Raw genomic sequence first — 22,124 nt, 5'->3', positions numbered from 1 at the left:
CATTTATCTCAATATTATTACTGGTTCATTACAAGTGCCAGGCACTTGTAATACTAACTTAACACTTCACTTCTGCATTTTTTCTATGATAATAGTAAATGTTTAGTACGATAGAAACTGCATAGAATGCGATGAAGAAATATAATGCTGTAATTGGTGTACCTGTATTCCCCATGGACCAACCGAATAGTTTAGGGATAAAGAATGAGCCATATGCTGCAAACGCGGCTGTAAAGCCTAGTACTGGTGCCGCTTCTTTTACGGAGAAAATAACCGGAATCATTTGGAAGGTAGAACCTGATCCTATTCCTGCTGAGATAAATAAGATTAAGAAAGAAGCAAGGAAACCTGCAAAATTATTTAGACCAATAAAGTAAATAACAGAAAGTGCCCCTATCGACATAACGACTAACACATAAGTTGTCACTCTTGCTCCACCAAATTTATCTGATAACCATCCACCGACCGGACGGAACGCTGCTGCTAAAAAGGCTCCTAAGAAGGCTAATCCGACAAACTCTGGAAACGATGTTCTTAGTAATAATGGAAATGCTGCTGCGTATCCGATAAAAGAACCGAATGTCGCTACATATAAAATCGTCATGATCCACGTATGCTTTCTTTTTACAATAACGAATTGTTCCGCAACAGATTGCTTCGCTGTTGGTAAGTTATCCATTCCAAAGTACGCCACTATTGTCATAATGATGATTGGCAATACCCATACAAACGCTGCGTTTTGTAACCACACTTCCGATCCGTCAGGTAACACTTGACCTTTTCCTCCTAGAAAAGAAAACGTACCTATTGTGATAACTAACGGAGTTACGAACTGAACAACAGATACCCCCATGTTCCCTAACCCACCGTTAATTCCTAACGCAGTTCCTTTTTCTTTTTTCGGATAAAAATAACTGATGTTTGCTAATGCAGAAGAAAAGTTTCCTCCACCAAGACCACAAAGAGCCGCTAGTATTAACATGACACTATATGGTGTGTCAGGATTTTGTACCGCAAAGCCTATACCAATTGTCGGAATCACTAATATACCTGTTGAAAAAACAACCCAGTTACGTCCGCCAAACTTTCCAACTGCAAATGTATAAATAAATCGTAAAGATGCTCCAACTAAACCTGGCACCGCTGCTAATGTGAAAAGTTGTTCTGCTGTATATGCAAAGCCGATATCATTTAATCTAACGGCAACAACGGACCACATTTGCCATACGATGAAAGCTAGCATTAATGTTGGTACGCTGATCCATAAGTTACGACGAGCGTGCCTCTTCCCTTCTCTTTCCCAAAATTCACTGTTTTCTGGATTCCATTCTTTAATTCGTCCCATTGTTTATTCCTCCAATAACTACTTTGCCTTACCTTTATGGGCAAAGCATACACTGACTAACAAAAAAATAAATGTGAGCTTTATCACATTTTCAAATTTTAGTCTAAAAGTTTTTACAGAATTGTGTCATGTGATATTTATCACATTGATGAAAGCCTTTACTTGCTATAGTTAAAGCATAATCTAGTGTGTTTTATCACACTATTAACTCTCAGTAAGGAGTGTAAATGATGAACTTTCCAAATTTTTTACGAAAAGGCAATTGGAACAAGGAGATCGATGTGCGAGATTTTATTCAATTAAACTATGTTCCTTATAAAGGAGATGAATCATTTTTAGCACAGGCTACTTCACGTACACAATCGCTTTGGTCTAACGTAATGGAGTTAACGAAACAAGAGCGTGAGAACGGTGGCGTTTATGATTTAGATACAGAAATTGTTTCATCTATTACGTCTCACGGTGCTGCCTATTTAGATAAAGATAGTGAGACAGTTGTTGGTTTTCAAACAGACAAACCATTCAAGCGTTCGCTTCAACCTTATGGTGGCATTCGAATGGCGGCAACTGCTCTTGAATCTTACGGATATGAAATTAACGAGGAAGTAAATGATTTCTTCACGAAGTATCGTAAAACACATAACCAAGGTGTGTTCGATGCCTACACAAATGAAATGAAATTAGCACGAAAAGTTGGTATTATTACTGGTTTACCAGATGCATATGGCCGTGGGCGAATAATTGGGGACTATCGCCGAGTGGCGCTGTATGGCGTAGATTTTCTCATAAATGAAAGAAAAAAAGACTTAAAAGATGCTGGGACTAGAATGACGGAGGACGTGATTCGTCTTCGTGAAGAGTTGTCGGAACAAATTCGTGCCCTTCAAGAGTTAAAAGAATTGGCAAGCGTATACGGCTTTGACTTAAGCGGCCCTGCACAAAATGCAAAAGAAGCGTTTCAATGGTTATATTTCGGCTATTTAGCTGCGATTAAAGAGCAAAATGGAGCGGCGATGAGTCTTGGAAGAGTTTCTACTTTTTTAGATATTTATATCGAAAATGATTTAAAGGAAGGTAGATTGACAGAAGAAGAGGCGCAAGAGTTAGTCGATCATTTTGTTATGAAGCTTCGTCTTGTGAAGTTTGCTAGAACGCCAGAATATAATGATTTATTCAGCGGAGATCCTACTTGGGTGACAGAGTCGATTGGCGGTATTGGTTTGGATGGTAGACCGTTAGTTACTAAGACTTCATTCCGCTTTATTCATACGTTGACGAATTTAGGTCCGGCGCCGGAGCCGAATTTAACGATTCTTTGGAGCACGATGTTACCGGAGAACTTTAAAAAGTATTGTGCGAAAATGTCGATACAATCGAGTTCTATTCAATATGAAAATGATGATTTAATGCGCGTTGATTATGGAGATGACTACGGGATTGCTTGCTGTGTATCGGCGATGAAAATTGGAAAGCAGATGCAGTTTTTCGGTGCTCGTGCGAACTTAGCGAAAGCGCTACTTTACGCGATTAATGGCGGTGTCGATGAGAAGGAAAAAGTGCAAGTTACTCCCCTGTTTGAAAAAATAACGAGCGAGTATTTAGACTACAATGAAGTGATGGAGAAATTTGATCAAGTGTTAGATTGGTTAGCGGATCTTTACATTAACACGTTGAATGTTATTCATTACATGCATGATAAATACAATTATGAGCGTATCGAAATGGCACTTCACGACAAAGATGTTGTTCGCACGATGGCGACTGGAATTGCTGGTTTATCGGTTGTGGCAGATTCGTTAAGTGCGATTAAACATTCTAAAGTAAGGGTAATTCGTGATGAAAATGGGGTTGCGGTAGATTACGAGATGGAGGGCGAGTACCCTCAATTCGGTAACAACGATGATCGAGTAGATACTATTGCGCAAGAAATTGTAACTTCTTTTATGAAAAAATTGAAGAAATTAGATACGTACCGTAATTCTACAACGACGATGTCAATCTTGACGATTACTTCCAACGTTGTTTATGGGAAAAAGACTGGCAACACGCCAGACGGACGTAAAGATGGCGAGCCATTTGCGCCTGGTGCAAATCCGCTGCACGGTCGAGATAAAAAAGGTGCCCTTGCATCGTTAAACTCTGTTGCGAAATTACCGTATCAGCATGCGATGGACGGGATTTCGAATACGTTCTCGATTGTACCGAAAGCGCTTGGTAAAGAAGCGGATACGAGAGTTTGTAACTTAGTGGCTATTTTAGATGGATATGCAGAAAAGAAAGGCCACCATTTAAATATTAATGTGTTCGATCGTTATACGTTGTTAGATGCGATGGAACATCCAGAGCTCTACCCACAATTAACGATTCGTGTTTCTGGTTATGCGGTAAACTTTATTAAATTAACAAGAGAACAACAATTGGATGTTATAAATCGTACGTTCCATGCATCTTTAGGCTAAGGATTAGGCCACTTTTTACAGAGTGGCCTAATCCTTTAAGTTGTTTTCTAGTTTTCTAATAGGAAAGAAGGTTTTTGATATGAAAGGTTATATTCACTCTGTAGAAACGTCAGGTATGGTCGATGGGCCTGGAATCCGTTATGTTATTTTTACTCAAGGCTGTTTGTTGCGTTGTCAATTTTGTCATAACCCTGATACGTGGGAGCAGAAAAAAGGAAATGAAATGTCGGTGGATGAGTTAGTTGCAGATATTGAGACGTACATTCCTTATTTAAAGCAATCTGGCGGTGGCGTAACGGTTAGCGGAGGCGAGCCTTTATTGCAAATTGATTTTTTGATCGCGTTATTTAAACGTTGTAAAAAGCTTGGGCTTCACACTACGGTTGATACGTCTGCTGGTTGTTTCAATCAATCTAGTAAGTTTTTGCAATCTCTTGATGAACTGTTACAATATACGGATTTGTTTTTACTAGATATAAAGCAAATAAATGATGAAAAACATAAGGATCTAACTTCTGTTGGCAACTCTCATATTCTTGAATTCGCTCGCCTTTTATCAGACAGAAAAGTTCCTGTTTGGATTCGACATGTACTTGTGCCTGGTAAAACAGATAGCGAGGAAGATTTAACTGCTTTAGCTAGTTTCGTAGGTCAGTTAGTTAATGTAGAAAAAGTGGAAGTGCTCCCTTATCATCAATTAGGTGTTTATAAGTGGGAACAGTTAGGCATTCCATATCCCCTTGCGAAAGTCTCTCCCCCTACCGAAGAAAGCGTGAAAAAAGCGCAGCATATTTTAGGGTCTAATTAAACCATAGATATGAGGATGTTATTTTTCACATTATATAAAAATTAGAGTGGAGTGTAGCGGAAACCACTGGACTCCTGCGGGAAGAAGAGCGAAGCGTGAGACCCCACAGGCGGGACGCCGAGGAGTAGGTTTTTTCACGATAGTGAAAATAACCTTCCCCTGCGCTCCCCGCGGAAAGCCAGTGCCTGCAGCTGAAAGAAACGAATAAGATATTATTTCTAAATTTATATAAAAATTAAAATCGAAAACCTCTTACTTGTTTTGCATCGTTATGAATGGTAAAGTCATATAGAAAAATAACTTTGTACGTAAGTGAGTGTGGAATATGACAGCAGAAAAAATTGAAGTAAAAAGATCACCTGTTAGTGATGGTGAATTCCAGCGTGGCGTTTTTGCAACACATGATATAAAAAAAGGCGATATCATACATGTAGCTCCTGTTATACCTTACCCGAATGAACAGCATATGCTAATTGAGCATACAGTTTTAGCGGATTATGTTTATGAGTATGGGATAAATCATAGTGCGATTGTTTTAGGGTATGGGATGTTGTTTAATCATTCGTATGATCCGAATGCGTATTATGAGATTAGTTTTGAGACGCATACGTTTACTTATATTGCCCATAAGGATATAAAGGCTGGCGATGAGATTTTCATCAATTATAACGGTGATGTGGATATTGATGATCCGCTTTGGTTTAATGAAGAAAAGAGTGAAGAGGAATAATACTATTCTTCTTCACTCTTTTTCATGGAAAATGGTCGTGGCAAGTTTCACGGTCATTTCGCTCTGTTTTTTTATCAAAAATGATCCAGATGACTGCTCTCATGACCGGTTTCCTCTGTTTTTTTATCGAAAGCGGTCTTGATGACTGCTCTCATGACCAGTTCCCTCTGTTTTTTGATCGAAAGTGGGCTTGATGACTGCTCTCAAGACCGGTTTCCTCTGTTTTTTGATCGAAAGTGGTCTTGATGAACACTCTCACGACCGGTTTCCTCTGTTTTTTGATCGAAAGTGGGCTTGATGACTGCTCTCATGACCGGTTTCCTCTGTTTTTTGATTGAAAGTGGTCTTGATGACTGCTCTCAAGACCGGTTTCCTTTGTTTTTTGATCGAAAGTGGTCTTGATGACTGCTCTCATGACCAGTTCCCTCTGTTTTCTTATCAAAAGTGGGCTTGATGACTGCTCTCATGACCAGTTCCCTCTGTTTTTTGATCGAAAGTGGGCTTGATGACTGCTCTCATGACCAGTTCCCTCTGTTTTTTTATCGAAAGTGGTCTTGATGACTGCTCTCAAGACCGGTTTCCTCTGTTTTTTGATTGAAAGTGGTCTTGATGACTGCTCTCAAGACCGGTTTCCTCTGTTTTTTTAACGAAAGTGGGCTTGACGGCTAATTCCCCTACCTTCAAATTGAGAAATCAACTTATCAAATCTAACTTAAACGAAACCGCTAATCACCAACATAATAATCAACAAGCTCTATATGCTCTTTTATTTCCTTTATCCCCTTTTCGTTAACAACGTACGTTCCCCTCTTCACCCTATCAAACCAGTCGTAGTAGTTTTTGGCTAGGATGGATGGGGTTTTATCTCCTGTGCCTAGTTCTTTTAGTTTCTTTGGTGACAATGGCCCGTGTTTTTCTAGTAAGCTAGCAATTTGAATGCAGTTTTCTTTGTATGCTGTCATGATTTTTGTTTTGCTACTTCCACCGAGGTTGTAATCTCCACTTCTTCCGTTTACTTCTTTTAAAATGGCGTCACGCTTTTGGTTGTTTTTTCTCACTTTACCAGGATAGGTGGTTGGTTCAAATACAACTTCAGCTCGTTTCCGGCTTGCAGTGAACGCAACAACGATCAGTCCGAGTTCTAGTCTTTTTACAAGCTGGCAAAGTTCCTTCCATCGCTTCGTGCGAAGGTTTTTTGGACGTGGAATCGCGATATAAACAGAATCTGTAAGCTTTTGTCGTTTCGTCGCTTGCAAAAGAAGGTCTATGTTTAAGTTTAACTTTAGCTCCACAATAACAAGACTGTCCCCTTTTACTGCTGCAATGTCACAATCTTTTACTTCGCCGCGTACTTCATAGCCTTGCTTTTTCAAATAGGTTTGGATTGGTTTATATAAATCTACTTCTAATAGTTTTTTCTTTTCTGTCATATAGCACACCGTCCATTTTAAAACTAGAGCCATCCTACATCGGTTCTAGTTTCGTCCATCAATCATTAATATTTCACGAATATCCTCTTCTGTAAGCGAAGTAGATGTTCTTTCGTCTGGGTCTAAAATTTGTTGAATGACGTTTCGTTTTTTCTCTTGAAGTTCGTTCATTTTTTCTTCAATGGTACCGCGAGCAATCAACTTAATTACTTGAACTACTTCTGTTTGTCCCATTCGGTGGGCTCTGTCTGCAGCTTGTTCTTCCACGGCTGGATTCCACCAAATGTCATAAAGAATAACGGTATCCGCTCCAGTTAAGTTAAGACCTGTTCCACCAGCTTTTAACGAGATAAGAAAAAAGTCTCTCTCCCCTTCGTTAAATCGGTGACAACGTTCCACTCTTTCTTCCGAAGGTGTTTGTCCATCTAAATAAAAATATGACACCCCACTATAGGCTAGTTCTTTCCCTATTATATCTAGCATTTTTGTAAATTGTGAGAAGATGAGTACCCTTCTCCCTGCTTGTTTAGACTCTTCAATAATTTGTAAAAGTTGCTCCATTTTCGCTGAGCTTCCGTTGTATTCTTGGACGAACAGTTTTGGGTGACAGCATATTTGTCGTAATCGTGTTAATCCCGCTAATATTTTGATACGATTTTTGCGAAACGTATCTTTGTCTAAATGTTTCAATGTGTCTTCACGTAGCTTTGCTAAGTAGGCTGCATAGAGCTTTTTTTGTTCTGGCAAAAGTTCCGCTGAATCTACTTGTTCGATTTTTCCTGGAAGTTCTCCTAGTACGTCTTCTTTCAAACGTCTCAACAGGAAAGGACGAACTCTACGCGAAATGGTTTTATTCGGCAAAAAGCTAAACTCTCTTAAACCTTGGAATAGTTCTGGAAAGACAACATGAAAAATCGACCATAGCTCTTCGATTGAGTTTTCTATTGGTGTACCTGTTAAAGCAAAACGGTGTTCTGCTTTTAGTTGTTTCACCGCGCGAGCTGTTTGTGTAATCGGATTTTTGAAGTTTTGAGCTTCATCAAAAAAGATAGTGTGAAACTCGATCTGTTCCCACTGCTTTATATCCATTCGAAGTAACGGATAGGATGTAATCACACAGTCAAAATCAGTACATTTCGTTATTCCGACTGTTCTTTGTTGTTTGCTTCCATCTATTAGGCCAGCGCTTATTTCTGGTGCGAATTTTTGTATTTCTTGTAGCCAGTTATAGGTTAAGGAAGATGGACAGACAATTAAAATAGGTTGCTTCCTTCTTCTAATTTCATCAAGTTCGCTTGCGATGTATGTGATGCTTTGCAATGTTTTACCGAGTCCCATATCGTCCGCAAGAATCCCGCCAAAACTGTAGCTCGCAAGTGTTTTTAGCCATTGATACCCTTGTTTTTGATAGTCTCTTAAAATCGGCTCTAACGTTGCAGGTACGATAAAGCCCCCATTTTCTGGGTTCTGCAGTTTTTCTAAAACAGATTTAAAAGAGTCTTCTAACGTTAAAGTGTCGTCGTTTTCGATAGTTTCTAGAAGCTTTAATCCTTTTACGATTGGCATATTTAAGCCTGACTCTAGGTCTTCCATTTGTTCAGGTACTGCTTGAAGAAAACGTTGAATTTCTTCATATTCTTTTGCTTCAAGTGACAAGAGTGTACCATTTTTTAAGCGGTAATATTTACGCTTTTCTTCTAGGGCTTGCATTAGATCTCGAATGTGTATGTCTTTAATTCCGTCTAATTCGAACTTGAATTCGAGCCAATTTGTCCGCTCTTTTTGTATTTTGACACGAATTTTCGGTTTGACATTTTCCCTAGAAACACGATTTCTCACCGTTGTCGTTGCGTAAATTTGTGTTAGATGTTGAAGTTTTGGCACTACATGATAAAGAAACTCATATTCTAGGTCTTCATTTTGCAAAAAATAGCCACTCTCTGTTTGTGTCAGTTGACTTTCTTCTAAAAGCTCTAATATTTGTTCTTCTTTTTCAACGTTTCGAAGGAAGAACGGGATGTTGGGTGCTTTATCTTCCACTGGATTAATGATGATGTTATCGTAATGAAACTCCAATCCAACAAGTAATTTGTTTTTCAGGCGATCTAAGTAAAGTTTTGCTACTAAAGGTGTTTGGTTTAGATTATTTTTTACAGATTCAGGTAGTTTTATCTCCCCGAATTTTTTCAAACCAGGAACTACTTTTTCTAGGAATAGACCAATTTGATTTGGTGGTATGGTAATGACGTTTGAATTTTTGTTCGTTAATCGTTTTAATTCCGCTAATCTTTTCATGTCTTCTTGCTCTAGCGGTTTTAATTTGTTTTGGTCGATGACGACTTCGTATTTTTCCATTAATGTGAGATTTTCTAGCCCGTCTATTTTTAACTCGTACGTTTTGCTAGCCCCTTCTAGAAAGGTAAAGCAAAGGTCGAGTGGCTCTGCCGACATATGGACGTGCGGGTAGCTTTTTTTGTTATGAGTGAATGGTAGAGCGTGCATTTTTTTCAATAATGGAAAAAGAACTTTGAATGTAGCTGGCGTTACTATTATTGTGTTGTTTTTTTCGTGTAATGAGCCATCTAGTAATTGTTGTATTATTTCATTCGCTTCTGGTGGGAAGCAGTGTTTAGTTTGGTCGAATGTGAAAGATGGCGAGACTCTTGAAGAATTGCCATCGGCTATTTTTCGTAAAAATTCAAGAGCATTCGGTATGTTCGTGTTTGCGATAACAAGTTGTAGGCCGAAAGATTGCCCGATTGTTGTTAGAATGAACTCTGGTGTAATAATTTCTCTCGTTTCAAAATGACGTTGTTTGCCGAGTGTGCGTTTTTGTTTTTCGTTGAAAATAGAGAAAATATCTTGTTGATTGTTTGTTTTTATGTAGTTTAGTAGAAAAATTAAGGCACCAGCGATATGTTGACAATCCTTTTGAAACGATGAAAGCTTTGGACAGCTACAAGTTGGTTGGACGTGTCCATCTTCTGTGATGTTGAGATTTACTATAAAGGATTGCTTCGATGTTGCTAATACGGTTGCAACGTACTGTTGTTCGTTAATTTGTTCCATTGTAATTTTGCCTGTACGATGGAACGTTTCGCCACGTTTAAAGGAAGTAGGCCCACACATGTCCTGGATGATTTTGTTGTTGAGTATGATTTTTTGATTTTGTGTTTGGCTCATGTGTGTTGTGTCCTTTCTACTAGGGCTGGTTTCGTTTTTGGATAATGGTATTGTACCATATTTTTATAGATCGAATGGGAGTAGACAGAAAAAGACTGAGTCCAAATTGGCTCAGTCTTTTGGTTTGTTTTTATGATTCATATTCTTTCTTTATTTCTTTCGTACTTCTAACCGTGTCAATTGGTCGAACTAATTTTTCGATTTGTTCTCGTTTAGGTTCTAAGAATGGTGGGAGGGATAGTTTTTCTCCAAGTGTTTCGTATGGTTCGTCTCCCATAAAGCCTGGGCCGTCTGTTGCGAATTCGAATAATATGTTTGGAGCTAGTCTTGCGTATAACGATTCAAAGAAGTAACGGTCGACATGTCCTGATGTTTGGAAACTGAAGCTTCTTAATCGGTTGTCCCATTCGTCTATGACGGATCGGTCTTCAACACGGAATGCTGCATGATGGACTGTACCGAAACCTTGTTGTCCTTGAGGTAGCGAGTCGTTATGTTCCGCGATGATACTTGCTCCATTTCCTCCATCGCCTACTTCAAAAAGGTAAAGATTCTCTTCTTGACCAATTTCTTTGAATTGAAGTACCTTTACAACCATTTCTTTAAAATAGTCAAAGTTAGCGATTCTAATGTGTAATGGTCCTAGTCCAGTAATGGCATATTCAAGTGGGATTGGGCCGTTTTGCCACGGTGTACCGGATACGACACCTTTGTTGTTTTCGTCTGATACTAGTTGGTATTGTTGGTCATCAAAGTCAACGAAAGAGATTGTTTTCTTTCCGAATTGTTCTTGGATACCTCTATGTTTTACGTTAAGACGTTCAAATCGCTTTTCCCAGTATTCGATTGCTGCGTCTGTTGGTACGCGGAAACCAGTTTTGGAAATTTCATTAGTTCCGTGCGTGCCTTTTTGTATGCCTGGGAAATCGAAAAAAGTCATATCTGTTCCTGCACTTCCTGTGTCGTCAGCGAAAAATAAGTGGTATGTTTGAATGTCGTCTTGGTTGACTGTTTTTTTCACTAAACGCATACCTAATACATATGTGAAAAACTCGTAGTTTTTTTCGGCGCTACTTGTGATAGCGGTTACGTGATGAATACCTTTTAGTCCGTTCATTATAGTTACCTCCTAGAATGTAAACTTTGCGATTTAATATAGCTTATTAAATTAATTTAAATAAAATTATCTTGAATTCGAGATAAATATAACATTTCAGTCTGCACCATGTCAACTTATAACCATCCCTTAGCATTTACCACGTTACAATCTTTACTCATAAATTACAAAAGCGTAACAGGTGCCAGGCACTTGTTACGCTTTTGTAATGTTAGTGTTTGTTTAGTGGGATGCGGTGTTGTGGGCCAGGTTTGTATGTGTGTGAGATAAAGTCTACTTTGTATGTAACTTTTTGATTTGGTGCTGTTGGTGCTGGTAAGATCGTAAATAAAATAGTGTCTTTCGAAAGCTCTTCTTGTAACTGATTATACCTACTCATGTGATCATCCCCGTAAAAATCAGAGTGATAACCTTCATAGTAATTGTCCGCAAAGTCCCAAGAGAATCTCTTTTCTACGTTCTCATCTTTATGAAAGCCTGTAATGTATATCAGGAGTCCTTCGGAAAAGTGTTCTGTTGCCTCTAGTTTTCTAATTGTTAGATGCTCTAGGACCGTATCATCTATCTCAATGTTTAATGGTTTTTCATTTACTTCTTCTAAGATAAATTCTATTTCCTCATCGACAATTTGATTATAATTAATTTCATCTACTTGTAAATATAATGCCTCTCCTTCATCTAATCTCCTTTTTATCGTTGGGACTTCCTGTTCATCGTAATTAGTAAGAATATAAGGAGTAAAGGTTTGCATTTTCATTGTATCTGATTCGTTTGGGTAATCGTAATAATCATAAGAGATATTGTATAGATAGTTATATGGAAATTGCAGAAGCCTTTCCCCTTTTTCTGTTACAACACTATATTTAAAATAAAACGCCTGATAATCCATATTGAATTTGTTTGCATACAAGTCATTCATCCTATCAAACTTTCCCTGCTCTTCTTCATTAAAAACTATCTTAAATTCCAGGTCACTTCCTAAGTCATTTTGACTAAATTTGTCTATATGCACGACAAATGTATTGAACAAGTTTAATTCCTTTCCTTCCACAAACGTGTCCGCTTGTTTTAACCCATTCGTATATTCTAATGGAATTTCTACATTCCAGTCGCCAAAAACCCCACCAATTCTAACTACTCGAAAAGCAAGCGTCATGTTATCTTGTAGTAATTTTTGTTCTATTTCATTCATGTTTATATAGAATGAGCCTTCTAATAAATCCTCACTCGTTGTTACGATTGCAGCGTCATGAAGAGGATATGTTTCTTCTCCTATTTTAATGGTAAACATACCATGTGCTTTAGAAGTCAGAAGATGTTCTCCAAAATTATCATATGTTTCAATGAACTCTCTGTCTGACCTAATACGGAAATCTATCTTTGTTAATGTGTCCGATAGATCAATCGATAAAAGTTCTATGGATATGTCTTTGTCCGTCGCTACATGTGTCCCTTCTGCCCAAACGTTATAAAAATCTCCATATTTGATGTAATTACTAGCAAGCGTACTCCATCTATCTACGTTTGGCATGATATAAATAATAGATGAGAACAGTGTGATAATGGTGATGGCTACGACCAACTGTTTCAAAAAGGAAAATTTCGTTTTTTGTCGTTTTAATTTAGGGAGAATTTTTTCTGCAAGAGAATGTTCTAGTGTTTCTGCTTTTATGTATTGAGACAACTTCTTTAATTGATGATTCATCTTGTTGATTGTCTGCCTACAATCTGGGCAAAATTCTAAATGGTCTTCTACATCTGTTACAAATTCTTTTGGTCCATTTTGCATGTTGTATGTAAATAATGTCTCGTTAGATAAACAATCTGGCTTAAGACTCCCGTGTTTCGTAGGTTGGATGATTTTCCATTTTATTTCGTTTGCTTCATCCCCTGTTATGTTGAAAAGCACATCTAAAAAAACTAGCTTTTTTTGTTCGATGCTTAAATTTTGTAGGGATGAGGCTAATTTATCTGTATCTGCTTTATGGATAGTAATCGTGTTTACTTTTTCTAGCATATAATCTAGTGATGTATAAATGATCCACTCGTGGATTGGTTTTGTTTCTTGTTGTTTAGAGAGTTCGTTGTATAGGTGAACGAATGTTTCAACGATTACCTCTTCCGACCTCTCTATTGGAACTTGGAGTGAAGATAACATTTGGAAGAACTCATTTTCATAGGTCTCTATAATCGGAGTATATGCATCTTTTTTACCTACGCGTATAAAGTTTATTTCAGTTTGCCAATCTCTCATTTGTTTCACCTATTCTACTATTGAGTTGTATTTATAAAGTAAATGGCGTTATCCGTCCATTTACCGTCTTCAAGGATAAAGGCTTTTCTTGTACATTCGTACTTTAGTCCGCAACTTTCTGCAAGTTTAATAGACGGGCCGTTATCTACGTTAATATGTGCTTCGATTCGATGGTAACCAAGATTTGTTGCGCCTAATTCTAGTGCACGAATTACTGCTTCTTTTCCGTAGCCGTTTCGCCAAAATTGGTTGTGAATACCGTAGCCGAAGCGTGCCCATTGGAAATTAAGACGTAGTAACGTTGAAAAATCTAGTGCGCCAATGTGCTTTTTGTCTTTTTTGCAAAAAATACCGTATATATAAAGCTCATCTTTTTGTGCAAGATGTTGATGTTTATATACCATGTCGTAAAACCATTGTTCCGAGCATTGAGATAAGTCTACTCTACCTTGGTCGTATTTATGTTGTGAAGGTAGTCGGTTATCGTGCCCAGTGTACCAGTTCCAATAATCATGTATCGTGTATGGACGAATGATTAATCTGTCTGTTTCTGATACGATGTTAAATTTGTACAATGTAACACCACTTTCTGTTAATTTGAAGTTATAAGTAACTTTCGATATTTTCAATTTATTTCCTTCTTTTTAGACGAATGTAATTCGGGTTTCGTTACACTTTTATACAAAAAAACTGTAGAGAGAGCGATTTGCTCTTATCTCTACAGTAATTATTTCAGGAATGTAACAGGTGCCAGTAGTTGACCCCCTTATAATAGAGTTATAAAGTAGTTACAAATAGTTACGACTTTTACTGTTATAAGGGGGTAAAAACAATGGAGAAGAAACCATCGGTTAATTTGAGTGGAAAAGTTAAAATAGAGGCTGTAGAAAAAGTATTGAATGGAATGTCTGTAAGAGTTGTCGCAGATGAATTTAACGTAACTCGTCAAACAGTAAATAGGTGGGTTAATACGTATAAACACAGTGGTCCTAGTGCGTTTAAAGTAGCTACTAATAAGCATGTAAACTCTTTTGATTCAGTGAATTTAGATGATAAAAAACGTATTCAACAATTAGAGAAATTATTAAAAGAAAAGGAAATGGAGAACGAAATTCTAAAAAAGTTCCAAACCTTTCTCAAAGAGAAAAAGTAAGTAAGAAATATGAGTGTATCAACGCTTTGAGAAAGGAATATCCAGTGTTTATATTATGTCGTGTATTAGAGGTATCTGTAAGTGGTTATTATGCATATCTTAAACGGCCTAAGAAGAAGGTTTCACATGGAGATAAAGAGCTATTTAAAAAGATTAGCAATGTCTTTAAGAAGCACAAGGGAACCTTCGGTGCAAAAAGGATTGCTGGGTACATGAAAAATAAGATGAGTATCATAGTAAATCATAAAAAAGTAGCTCGTCTTATGAAGGAAGCAAATATGAAAGCCACTGTTAGACAAAAAAACACTACGAAAACAGAGAAACAAAAAGCTGCTGGATATGTGTACAATAACCTTCTAGAACGGGATTTTAATGCAGAGTTCCCAAACCAAAAATGGGTTACGGACATGACTGAAATTAAAGTGTTTAATACGAAATTTTATATTTCAGCGTTAATGGATCTTTTTAATAGAGAAGTTATTGCCTTTGAGATTAGTTTCAGCCCTGACACTGAGCTTATTAAGCGTACGATCGAAGCCGGTCAAAAGCAGCGTCAGCTAAAGGATTTAGAAGGGGTTACAATTCATAGTGATCAAGGAAGCGTGTACCGTTCTTTTGAACATAATAAATTGTCGAGAACACTTAAGTTTACCCCAAGTATGTCTAGGAAAGGAAACTGTTGGGATAATGCCGTGATTGAAAGTTTCTTTTCTCAATTAAAAGTTGAATTTCCATGTTTCTATCCAAACACTAAAAAGGCTATATTTGAGAAAGATTTAAAGAAATATATCATGTATTATAATGAAGAACGAATCCAAAAAGGCCTGGGTTATGACTCACCAAAAGAGTACTATAAAGAGTTTATAAAGGTAGCGTAATATATACAAAAATGATCCCAGTCATTTGGTGTGGAATTGTGAAATTCCTCACCAAATGACTGGGCCACCAAGCGTAAGCGCGGTAGTTATAAGAGAACGTAACTAATTATTTTTTCGACTCTATTTTTTGGGGGCTTGACCACAGGCACTTGTTACATTCTTGTAATCTTTGTTTATCCTTCTAGGTCTCTTTTTCTAAAGCCTGTTATGCCTAGGAGAGAGACAACTAATGCAATGACTAGTAAACTTATTATTTGTAACCAGTTCATGTCTGCGATTGGGATTTGTGGTACGTTTCCGAATGGGGAGATTTTGCCCATCCATTCCGGTGCTTGAAGCATCCCACCTAGATATACAACGAAGAATGAATAGCCTAAGTATAACCAGATTAAATTCGTCCACCTTTGTGCCCATCCTACTAGAAATGCAGCAATCGCGACCATTACCCACATCGCTGGCACGTAAGCAATGGCAGCTTGGAACATGGTTCTTAAACTAATCGGATCTTCCATCACCGAAACTACCGCCGTCCATAACCCTAACATGGCTAATAACTGCATCACAACCGCTCCGACAAGTCCAATAACTAAGTAGCTTCCAATAATACGTGTTCGAGAAACGGCTCGTGCTGTCACATGTTCAAGACGTCCTTTCTTCTCTTCCCCACGTAATTTCAAAAACATTAATAATGGAGCTATAGTACAAAGCATTGAAATGATCGACATTAATAAAGCTAGGAACTGCTCGGTTAACGAAAAACCTTCCACTGGATTTAGTAGTTCTTCCATCATTTCGGTACTTTCAAAAAACGTGTCTAAGTCCCCGAACACCGACCCATAAGATACACCTAACACAAACATCCCAATGGCCCAGCTAATGATTAATGTTTTTAAAAGGTGAAGAGGTAACCCGAGCGTCGACAACAACCCGCTAGTTGCATATTCCTTCCCTGGCTTCGCTTGTATAAAACCAGAGCCAACATCTCGAATACTGTTTAAATAAAACGCAACCACCATAATGACTGCTGATACAAAAGCAGTCAACACAATCGGCCACCAGTAGTTATTTACGTAAGTTTCCGTGCCTAAAATCCAACCTAATGGTGAAAACCATGATAACGTTTCATTTGAAACATCACCAACAGCTCTTAGTAAATAAGCTCCTCCAAGAAAGGCAAACGAATAGCTAATCGTACCTCGTGAAGTTTCGGAAAGCTGTGCCATTAGTGCTGTTATTGCTGTGAAAAAAATGCCAGTCGCCCCGAGTGCTGCCCCGTATAAGAGCGAGCCTTGAAACGTTAAGCTCTCTTCTTGCAAGGCATATAAACTTATTCCAACAGCAACTGCTAATACCAAGTACGTTACACACATTACGAATATCGTAGAACTTAAGTTAGCTAGTCTACCTGTTGGTAACGACCGAATAAGCTCGAGCCGACCATCTTCCTCATCTGCTCTTGTATGACGCGAAACCAGTAATATACTCATTACCGCAACCATAAGGGCTGTAAAAAGTAACATCTGATGAGCCATCATAGCTCCAGTATGGTAGTCATCGAAACCATAACCGGGACCGACCATCGCAATCATTGCTGGATTTTTCATCGTTTCTGCTATTGCTTGACGCTCTTGGTCTGTTTTATATAAATCATTAAACGCCCCAGCCGTTACAATTGTTAGTAAAACGATAGATATAATCCAGATTGGCAATCTCAAACGATCTTTTTTTAAGATAAAAGCAGCAAGGGTGCCTGTTTGGTAAAACAAATGCTTTTTCATTAGGAAGCACCTCCCACTCCTGTTTCCGTTGATTGTACGTGGGTAGTTGTGTCATAATGACGCATAAATAAATCTTCTAACGACGGTGGGGAACTTTCTAATTTCATAATGCCAAACTCACTCATATACCTCATGACGTCATCTAGCTTTTCTGTGTCGACTTGGAAACGAACGGTTACTCCGTTCACCTCTACATCATAGACCCCATTTATAGATTGGATAGAAGTTATCGGTTGTTTTGTTTCTACAACTATACTAGTTCTCGTTAAGTGTCTTAATTCTTGTAGTGTACCCGTTTCAATCATTTCACCTTGACGAATAATTCCAACTCTATCACACAATCTTTCTACTTCTGATAAAATGTGGCTTGATAATAGAACGCTTTTGCCACCTGCTTTTACTTCCATCACACACTCTTGAAATACTCTCTCCATTAACGGATCAAGTCCTGAGGTTGGCTCATCCAAAATATATAAATCTGCTTCTTGTGAAAATGCAGCAACTAGTGCTACTTTTTGTCTATTACCTTTAGAGTAAGTCCGACATTTTTTTGAAGGATCGAGTTGAAATCGTTCAATCAGCTCGTCTCGACGATTATTTTTTGTACCACCACGTAATTTGATGAAGAGGTCGATTACTTCTCCTCCAGTTAAGTTCGGCCATAGTGTAACATCACCAGGTACATATGCCAGACGCTTATGAATATCTACTGCATCTTTCCAAGCGTCTTGCCCAAAGATTTTCACTTCACCTTCACTTGCTTTTAAAATGCCAAGAAGGACGCGGATTGTCGTTGATTTACCAGCACCGTTAGGGCCAATAAAGCCAAACACTTCACCTTTTTGTACTTCTAAGTTCACTTTGTTTAAAGCTGTAAACTTTCCAAAATGCTTTGATAGATTAGTAATTTTTAGAACGGTCATTGTAGGACCTCCTTTTTACTTTGAGCGAATTAAAGTTTTGAAATATTTTTATCTATATAGTTCATAATATAAAACAACTATCCCTTTGACAATATATTTATGAAATATATTTATTGTTTTATTACATAATTTTTAATACACTAAAAAGGAGGTGAACGAAATGGACGGGTTTCAAAAACGTCGTGAACAGAAGAAAGTGAATATTTTAGAAGGTGCTTTAGATTTATTTATGGAATTTGGCATTCAAAAAGTGTCTATTGCCGAAATTGCTAAGCAAGCTAACGTGTCGCAAGTTACCATTTATAACTATTTTAAAAGTAAACATAATTTAGTACGTGAAGTGTTTATTTATTACATAAATAAAGTGTCTGATGAGTTTGAACAGTTAATGCGAAGTGACATTCCTTTTCCAGATAAAGTGAAGACGATCATCTTTAATAAAAAAGAAGCAGCGAGTTCGATTCATGAAGAGTTGTACCAATACTTTATGAAAGAATATAAACAAGATGTAAATTATATTGAACAAATCTATGTGCAGCGAATTTTCCCCTACATCGTTCAATTACTAGATGAAGGAAAAGAACAAGGATATGTAGACCCCACTCTCTCTACCGAGGCAGTTATGTTTTACTTCCAAATGATGAAAGAATATATGCAAAGAGAAGACATATATACAAAAGTTCTCCCTCTTACAGAAGACATAACGAAAATATTATTTTACGGAATCTCAGGTAAAGGAGAACAGTAACAAAAATAACAGCCATATTAAAAAAGCGTTACAGGTGCCAGGCACTTGTAACGCTTTTGAAAATTATTTTTGTATAGTGTTAGTGATGATGTCTACTGCTTGTTGTATGTCTTGTTTTGTTACATCGTAGTGTGTCGTGAATCTTACGAGTGTTGGGCCGAATGTTACGGATCTTACTCCTTTGGACTCTAATAATGCTACAAATTGTTCCGAGTTGTACCCTGTTTTTTCTACATTCACTACGACGATGTTAGTATCTACACCATTTACCACTTCTAGCGTTTCCATTTCGCGAAGGCGACTTGCTAACCACTTTGCATTCTCATGGTCTTCTACTAACCTATCCGTCATTTTCGTTAGTGCGACTAATCCAGGTGCAGCAATTACCCCTACTTGGCGCAATCCCCCACCTAAACGTTTTCTCCATTTTCTTGCTCGCGTAATAAAGTCTTTTGGTCCAGCAATAATAGAGCCAATCGGAGCTCCTAATCCTTTTGAAAGGCAAATTTGTACCGTATCACAATACTGCGTAAATTCTGTTATCGAACAACCTACACTTGCTGCTGCATTGAAAAGCCTCGCTCCATCGACATGTACGGGAATATTCGCCTCTTGTGCCACTTCATAAATAGCTTTCATATTTTCAGCTGGGACTACAGCTCCACCTGCGCGATTATGTGTATTTTCTATACAAATTAAACCTGTTTCAGGGAAATGTTGATCTTCTCCTCTTATCGCAGCCTTTACAGCTAATGGGTCCATCTGGCCATTTATTCCTTGAATCGTTCTCGTTTGCACACCTGCCAAGGCTGCTACAGCACCAGATTCATAGTAAAAAATGTGTGATTCAGATTCTAGTAAAATCTCATTACCAGGTCGACAATGAGTTAACACTGCGATTTGGTTTCCTTGTGTACCACTTGTAACAAAAAGTGCTGCTTCTTTTCCTAAAATATCAGCAGCTATTTCTTCCAATTTATTTACGGTAGGATCTTCTTTATAAACATCATCCCCTACTTCTGCTTCAAATGCAGCTCTTCGCATTTCTTCGGTTGGCTTTGTAACAGTGTCACTTCTTAAATCAATCATGGAAAACTCTCCTTATAAAAAACTATTCTTATTTATCAACTAGTCTATCTTATTTTCCAATACAAAAACAATATAAAATATTTAGGAAAACGTAATTTATAATAACCGTAATAAATAAAACCATGCTATATTATACTTTAGCAATACAACATTCACTCTTAAAAAAGGAGTTTTCTATATGCAAGCTCAAGCACAAAAACTTAGCACAACACACGCACAACCTGAAAATAAAACGATATATTCTATCCTTTTTATTATTGGTTTCGTTCATCTACTAAATGATGCTCTACAATCTGTAGTACCAGCCATGTTTCCTATTTTACAACAATCCATGGGCTTAACATTTACACAATTAGGTATTATAGGTTTTGCATTAAATTTCACTTCCTCTTTAATTCAACCAGTTGTTGGTATGTATACAGATAAAAAACCTTCTCCTTATGCATTGCCAATTGGCCTTTGTTTTTCTTTTGTTGGAATAGTTGGTCTTGCGTTAGCCCCAACATTTTGGATGATTGTTATTTCTGTACTCTTCATTGGACTAGGCTCAGCCACTTTTCATCCAGAAGGTTCACGCGTTGCATACATGGCTGCAGGTTCAAGACGAGGTCTGGCACAATCCATTTATCAAGTAGGTGGTAACTCAGGCCAAGCACTGGCTCCTTTAATTGCAGCATTTTTATTAATACCTTTTGGTCAAAAAGGCGCATTATGGTTTACATTAGTTGCAGGATTAGCCATTGTTCTCCTTATGTATATTGCTCGTTGGTACAGTGATAAAGTGAAGGAATTGCAAGAACTACGAAAATCTCAAAGTAAAAAACAATTAAAGAAACAAAATACATCTAAATCGAAAAAACATCGGCAACTAATTTTACTATCTATTAGCTTATTAATTTTCTTAGTATTTGCAAGATCATGGTTTCATGCTGGGATAACGAACTTCTATGCTTTTTATATTATTCAAGAGTATGGTTTCAGCATTAAACAGTCCCAAATTTACATCTTTATTTTTCTTGCAACAGGAGCTCTTGGAACATTTTTCGGCGGTCCCCTTGCTGACCGATACGGGAAAAGAAATATGATTTCTCTTTCTATGTTAGGTTCTGCTCCACTTGCTGTACTTCTACCGTTTGTTGGTCCAAATTTAGCTTACGTATTAGTTGGAGTTATTGGATTTATTATTTTATCAAGCTTTTCCGTAACTGTTGTGTATGCGCAAGAATTAGTACCAGGAAAAATCGGAACTGTTTCTGGATTAATAGTTGGATTAGCATTTGGTATGGGTGCTATTGGATCTGTAGCCTTAGGTTGGTTAGCTGACATGATTGGTCTTGGTAATACAATCATCTTCGCTGCTACTCTACCATTCATCGGATTGTTATCCTTTTTACTTCCTTCTGATGAGAAGTTGAGGGAGATGAATAGTTGAGTCCGTTTCATATTGTATGAATACTATACGAAAAATGAATGATAGAAACGTATTCTGTATTTATACACCTAATTAAACGAACCGTAATTATGCCATTGATTGAACTAATAAAAGGTTGATTAAAAAAGACAATAGAGCAGAAACATAAGCTCTTTGTCTTTTTTTAGGAGGAAATATATTTTTTGAATTTTTTGTATTTTAAAATATGGAAATTAGTGTTAAAATTATACAAGAGTTTGTTTAGGTACTTTTTCGCACAGACTATCTGTTCATTGGAGGATGATAGGTTGAGAAAACATTCTGGTTACCTCGGAGTTTTAGCATGTGTGTTTTTAATTATATCTGCTTGTTCCATCACGACATCGGGAAAAATCACAGTATCTGCAATGAACAAAGTCGAAATCGAAAAATACTTAAATGAAATGGTGATGAACCCTAATTTTGATGGCATCGTGTTTTGTGCTTTTGAAATATTGGAATCAGATGCTTCCGCAGGAGAAATATATTTATGGGCATTAATGGAAGAGTATTATCATGAAGGGTCCCTTGTTCAGTTAGGTTCTGGTATGTCTGTTCCAATAGTATTAAAAGTTTCAACGGAACAGCAATCTTTTAAAATTCAGGAGCATTATATTCCAGGCGACGGAAGCTATTATGCGGATGATGTTCGAAGACTCTTTCCGCGAAATGTACATACAAAAATATTTGAATACTCCTCTAAACATATTAGTAAACTGATCGATGAAGTCGAAACAAAAGTAAAAGCTGCCTTTTAGCATACAATAATCTAAAAAAAG

The 22,124-nt window shown here is 37.5% G+C and carries 17 protein-coding genes; 8 read left to right on the top strand and 9 right to left on the bottom strand.

Annotated features, from left to right (window positions below):
• Positions 1 to 58: 58 nt before the first annotated feature.
• Entirely contained in the window at positions 59 to 1,345 is a 1,287-nt protein-coding gene (locus CDZ89_RS08610) for an MFS transporter (protein WP_100333526.1), read from the bottom strand.
• 230 nt (positions 1,346 to 1,575) lie between these two features.
• Here CDZ89_RS08610 and pflB point away from each other — a divergent pair, with 230 nt between their 5' ends.
• From pflB to CDZ89_RS08595, 3 genes are all read left to right on the top strand, one after another.
• Entirely contained in the window at positions 1,576 to 3,804 is a 2,229-nt protein-coding gene (pflB, locus tag CDZ89_RS08605) for a formate C-acetyltransferase (protein ID WP_406564919.1), read from the top strand.
• A gap of 79 nt (positions 3,805 to 3,883) precedes the next feature.
• Entirely contained in the window at positions 3,884 to 4,612 is a 729-nt protein-coding gene (gene pflA / locus CDZ89_RS08600) for a pyruvate formate-lyase-activating protein (protein WP_100333524.1), read from the top strand.
• A 325-nt stretch (positions 4,613 to 4,937) separates the two neighbouring features.
• Positions 4,938 to 5,342: an SET domain-containing protein gene (locus tag CDZ89_RS08595; protein WP_096153866.1), complete on the top strand. Its 405-nt coding sequence runs from the start codon at positions 4,938 to 4,940 to the stop codon at positions 5,340 to 5,342.
• Positions 5,343 to 6,067: 725 nt separating this feature from the next.
• Here the strand turns inward: CDZ89_RS08595 and CDZ89_RS08590 are convergent.
• The 5 genes from CDZ89_RS08590 to CDZ89_RS08570 form a co-directional block, all read right to left on the bottom strand.
• The gene (locus CDZ89_RS08590) at positions 6,068 to 6,772 is read right to left on the bottom strand and encodes a DUF2161 domain-containing phosphodiesterase (protein WP_100333523.1); all 705 of its coding nucleotides are present in this window, start codon (positions 6,770 to 6,772) and stop codon (positions 6,068 to 6,070) included.
• Between the two features lie 45 nt (positions 6,773 to 6,817).
• Positions 6,818 to 9,955, bottom strand: coding sequence for a DEAD/DEAH box helicase (locus CDZ89_RS08585; RefSeq protein ID WP_100333522.1), 3,138 nt, complete (start codon positions 9,953 to 9,955; stop codon positions 6,818 to 6,820).
• A gap of 130 nt (positions 9,956 to 10,085) precedes the next feature.
• A complete protein-coding gene (locus CDZ89_RS08580) occupies positions 10,086 to 11,072 on the bottom strand; it encodes a ring-cleaving dioxygenase (protein WP_100333521.1) in 987 nt (328 codons plus the stop codon).
• A 211-nt stretch (positions 11,073 to 11,283) separates the two neighbouring features.
• Entirely contained in the window at positions 11,284 to 13,326 is a 2,043-nt protein-coding gene (locus tag CDZ89_RS08575; protein WP_100333520.1) for a hypothetical protein, read from the bottom strand.
• Positions 13,327 to 13,343: 17 nt separating this feature from the next.
• Positions 13,344 to 13,901, bottom strand: a complete 558-nt coding sequence (locus CDZ89_RS08570) for a GNAT family N-acetyltransferase (protein ID WP_100334280.1) — start codon at positions 13,899 to 13,901, stop codon at positions 13,344 to 13,346.
• A gap of 257 nt (positions 13,902 to 14,158) precedes the next feature.
• On the opposite strand from CDZ89_RS08570, the gene CDZ89_RS08565 reads away from it, so the two are divergent.
• Both CDZ89_RS08565 and CDZ89_RS08560 read left to right on the top strand, forming a co-directional pair.
• Positions 14,159 to 14,479, top strand: coding sequence for a helix-turn-helix domain-containing protein (locus CDZ89_RS08565; protein WP_100333519.1), 321 nt, complete (start codon positions 14,159 to 14,161; stop codon positions 14,477 to 14,479).
• Between the two features lie 26 nt (positions 14,480 to 14,505).
• Positions 14,506 to 15,357: an IS3 family transposase gene (locus CDZ89_RS08560; RefSeq protein ID WP_096155759.1), complete on the top strand. Its 852-nt coding sequence runs from the start codon at positions 14,506 to 14,508 to the stop codon at positions 15,355 to 15,357.
• A gap of 173 nt (positions 15,358 to 15,530) precedes the next feature.
• Here CDZ89_RS08560 and CDZ89_RS08555 read toward each other — a convergent pair whose 3' ends face one another.
• Entirely contained in the window at positions 15,531 to 17,135 is a 1,605-nt protein-coding gene (locus tag CDZ89_RS08555; RefSeq protein WP_100333518.1) for an ABC transporter permease, read from the bottom strand.
• Positions 17,135 to 18,058 (bottom strand): ABC transporter ATP-binding protein, encoded by a 924-nt coding sequence (locus CDZ89_RS08550; protein ID WP_100333517.1) that lies wholly within the window; start codon positions 18,056 to 18,058, stop codon positions 17,135 to 17,137. The genes CDZ89_RS08555 and CDZ89_RS08550 overlap by 1 nt, the downstream gene beginning before the upstream one ends.
• Positions 18,059 to 18,218: 160 nt before the next feature.
• Between CDZ89_RS08550 and CDZ89_RS08545 the strand changes: the two genes are divergently transcribed.
• Positions 18,219 to 18,806: a TetR/AcrR family transcriptional regulator gene (locus CDZ89_RS08545; RefSeq protein ID WP_100333516.1), complete on the top strand. Its 588-nt coding sequence runs from the start codon at positions 18,219 to 18,221 to the stop codon at positions 18,804 to 18,806.
• Positions 18,807 to 18,869: 63 nt separating this feature from the next.
• On the opposite strand, the gene ltaE is transcribed toward CDZ89_RS08545, so the two are convergent.
• Positions 18,870 to 19,895: a low-specificity L-threonine aldolase gene (gene ltaE, locus CDZ89_RS08540; RefSeq protein ID WP_096153851.1), complete on the bottom strand. Its 1,026-nt coding sequence runs from the start codon at positions 19,893 to 19,895 to the stop codon at positions 18,870 to 18,872.
• 178 nt (positions 19,896 to 20,073) lie between these two features.
• Here ltaE and CDZ89_RS08535 point away from each other — a divergent pair, with 178 nt between their 5' ends.
• Positions 20,074 to 21,327, top strand: a complete 1,254-nt coding sequence (locus CDZ89_RS08535) for an MFS transporter (RefSeq protein ID WP_096153849.1) — start codon at positions 20,074 to 20,076, stop codon at positions 21,325 to 21,327.
• A 287-nt stretch (positions 21,328 to 21,614) separates the two neighbouring features.
• Complete coding sequence (locus CDZ89_RS08530; RefSeq protein ID WP_096153847.1) at positions 21,615 to 22,103, top strand: hypothetical protein; 489 nt, start codon at positions 21,615 to 21,617, stop codon at positions 22,101 to 22,103.
• Positions 22,104 to 22,124 lie beyond the last annotated feature (21 nt).

This window comes from Bacillus alkalisoli (assembly GCF_002797415.1).
Lineage (GTDB): Bacteria > Bacillota > Bacilli > Bacillales > Bacillaceae_I > Bacillus_CD > Bacillus_CD alkalisoli.
This window is presented reverse-complemented; position numbering and strand designations above follow the sequence as displayed.

What these genes read in the sequence shown, in the direction of transcription:
- CDZ89_RS08550 (WP_100333517.1), bottom strand. Translation starts at nt 18,058, where the DNA reads ATGACCGTTCTAAAAATTACTAATCTATCAAAGCATTTTGGAAAGTTT.
- ltaE (WP_096153851.1), bottom strand. Translation starts at nt 19,895, where the DNA reads ATGATTGATTTAAGAAGTGACACTGTTACAAAGCCAACCGAAGAAATG.
- pflB (WP_406564919.1), top strand. Translation starts at nt 1,576, where the DNA reads ATGAACTTTCCAAATTTTTTACGAAAAGGCAATTGGAACAAGGAGATC.
- CDZ89_RS08565 (WP_100333519.1), top strand. Translation starts at nt 14,159, where the DNA reads ATGGAGAAGAAACCATCGGTTAATTTGAGTGGAAAAGTTAAAATAGAG.
- CDZ89_RS08580 (WP_100333521.1), bottom strand. Translation starts at nt 11,072, where the DNA reads ATGAACGGACTAAAAGGTATTCATCACGTAACCGCTATCACAAGTAGC.
- CDZ89_RS08575 (WP_100333520.1), bottom strand. Translation starts at nt 13,326, where the DNA reads ATGAGAGATTGGCAAACTGAAATAAACTTTATACGCGTAGGTAAAAAA.
- CDZ89_RS08595 (WP_096153866.1), top strand. Translation starts at nt 4,938, where the DNA reads ATGACAGCAGAAAAAATTGAAGTAAAAAGATCACCTGTTAGTGATGGT.
- pflA (WP_100333524.1), top strand. Translation starts at nt 3,884, where the DNA reads ATGAAAGGTTATATTCACTCTGTAGAAACGTCAGGTATGGTCGATGGG.
- CDZ89_RS08585 (WP_100333522.1), bottom strand. Translation starts at nt 9,955, where the DNA reads ATGAGCCAAACACAAAATCAAAAAATCATACTCAACAACAAAATCATC.
- CDZ89_RS08590 (WP_100333523.1), bottom strand. Translation starts at nt 6,772, where the DNA reads ATGACAGAAAAGAAAAAACTATTAGAAGTAGATTTATATAAACCAATC.
- CDZ89_RS08610 (WP_100333526.1), bottom strand. Translation starts at nt 1,345, where the DNA reads ATGGGACGAATTAAAGAATGGAATCCAGAAAACAGTGAATTTTGGGAA.
- CDZ89_RS08535 (WP_096153849.1), top strand. Translation starts at nt 20,074, where the DNA reads ATGCAAGCTCAAGCACAAAAACTTAGCACAACACACGCACAACCTGAA.
- CDZ89_RS08545 (WP_100333516.1), top strand. Translation starts at nt 18,219, where the DNA reads ATGGACGGGTTTCAAAAACGTCGTGAACAGAAGAAAGTGAATATTTTA.
- CDZ89_RS08555 (WP_100333518.1), bottom strand. Translation starts at nt 17,135, where the DNA reads ATGAAAAAGCATTTGTTTTACCAAACAGGCACCCTTGCTGCTTTTATC.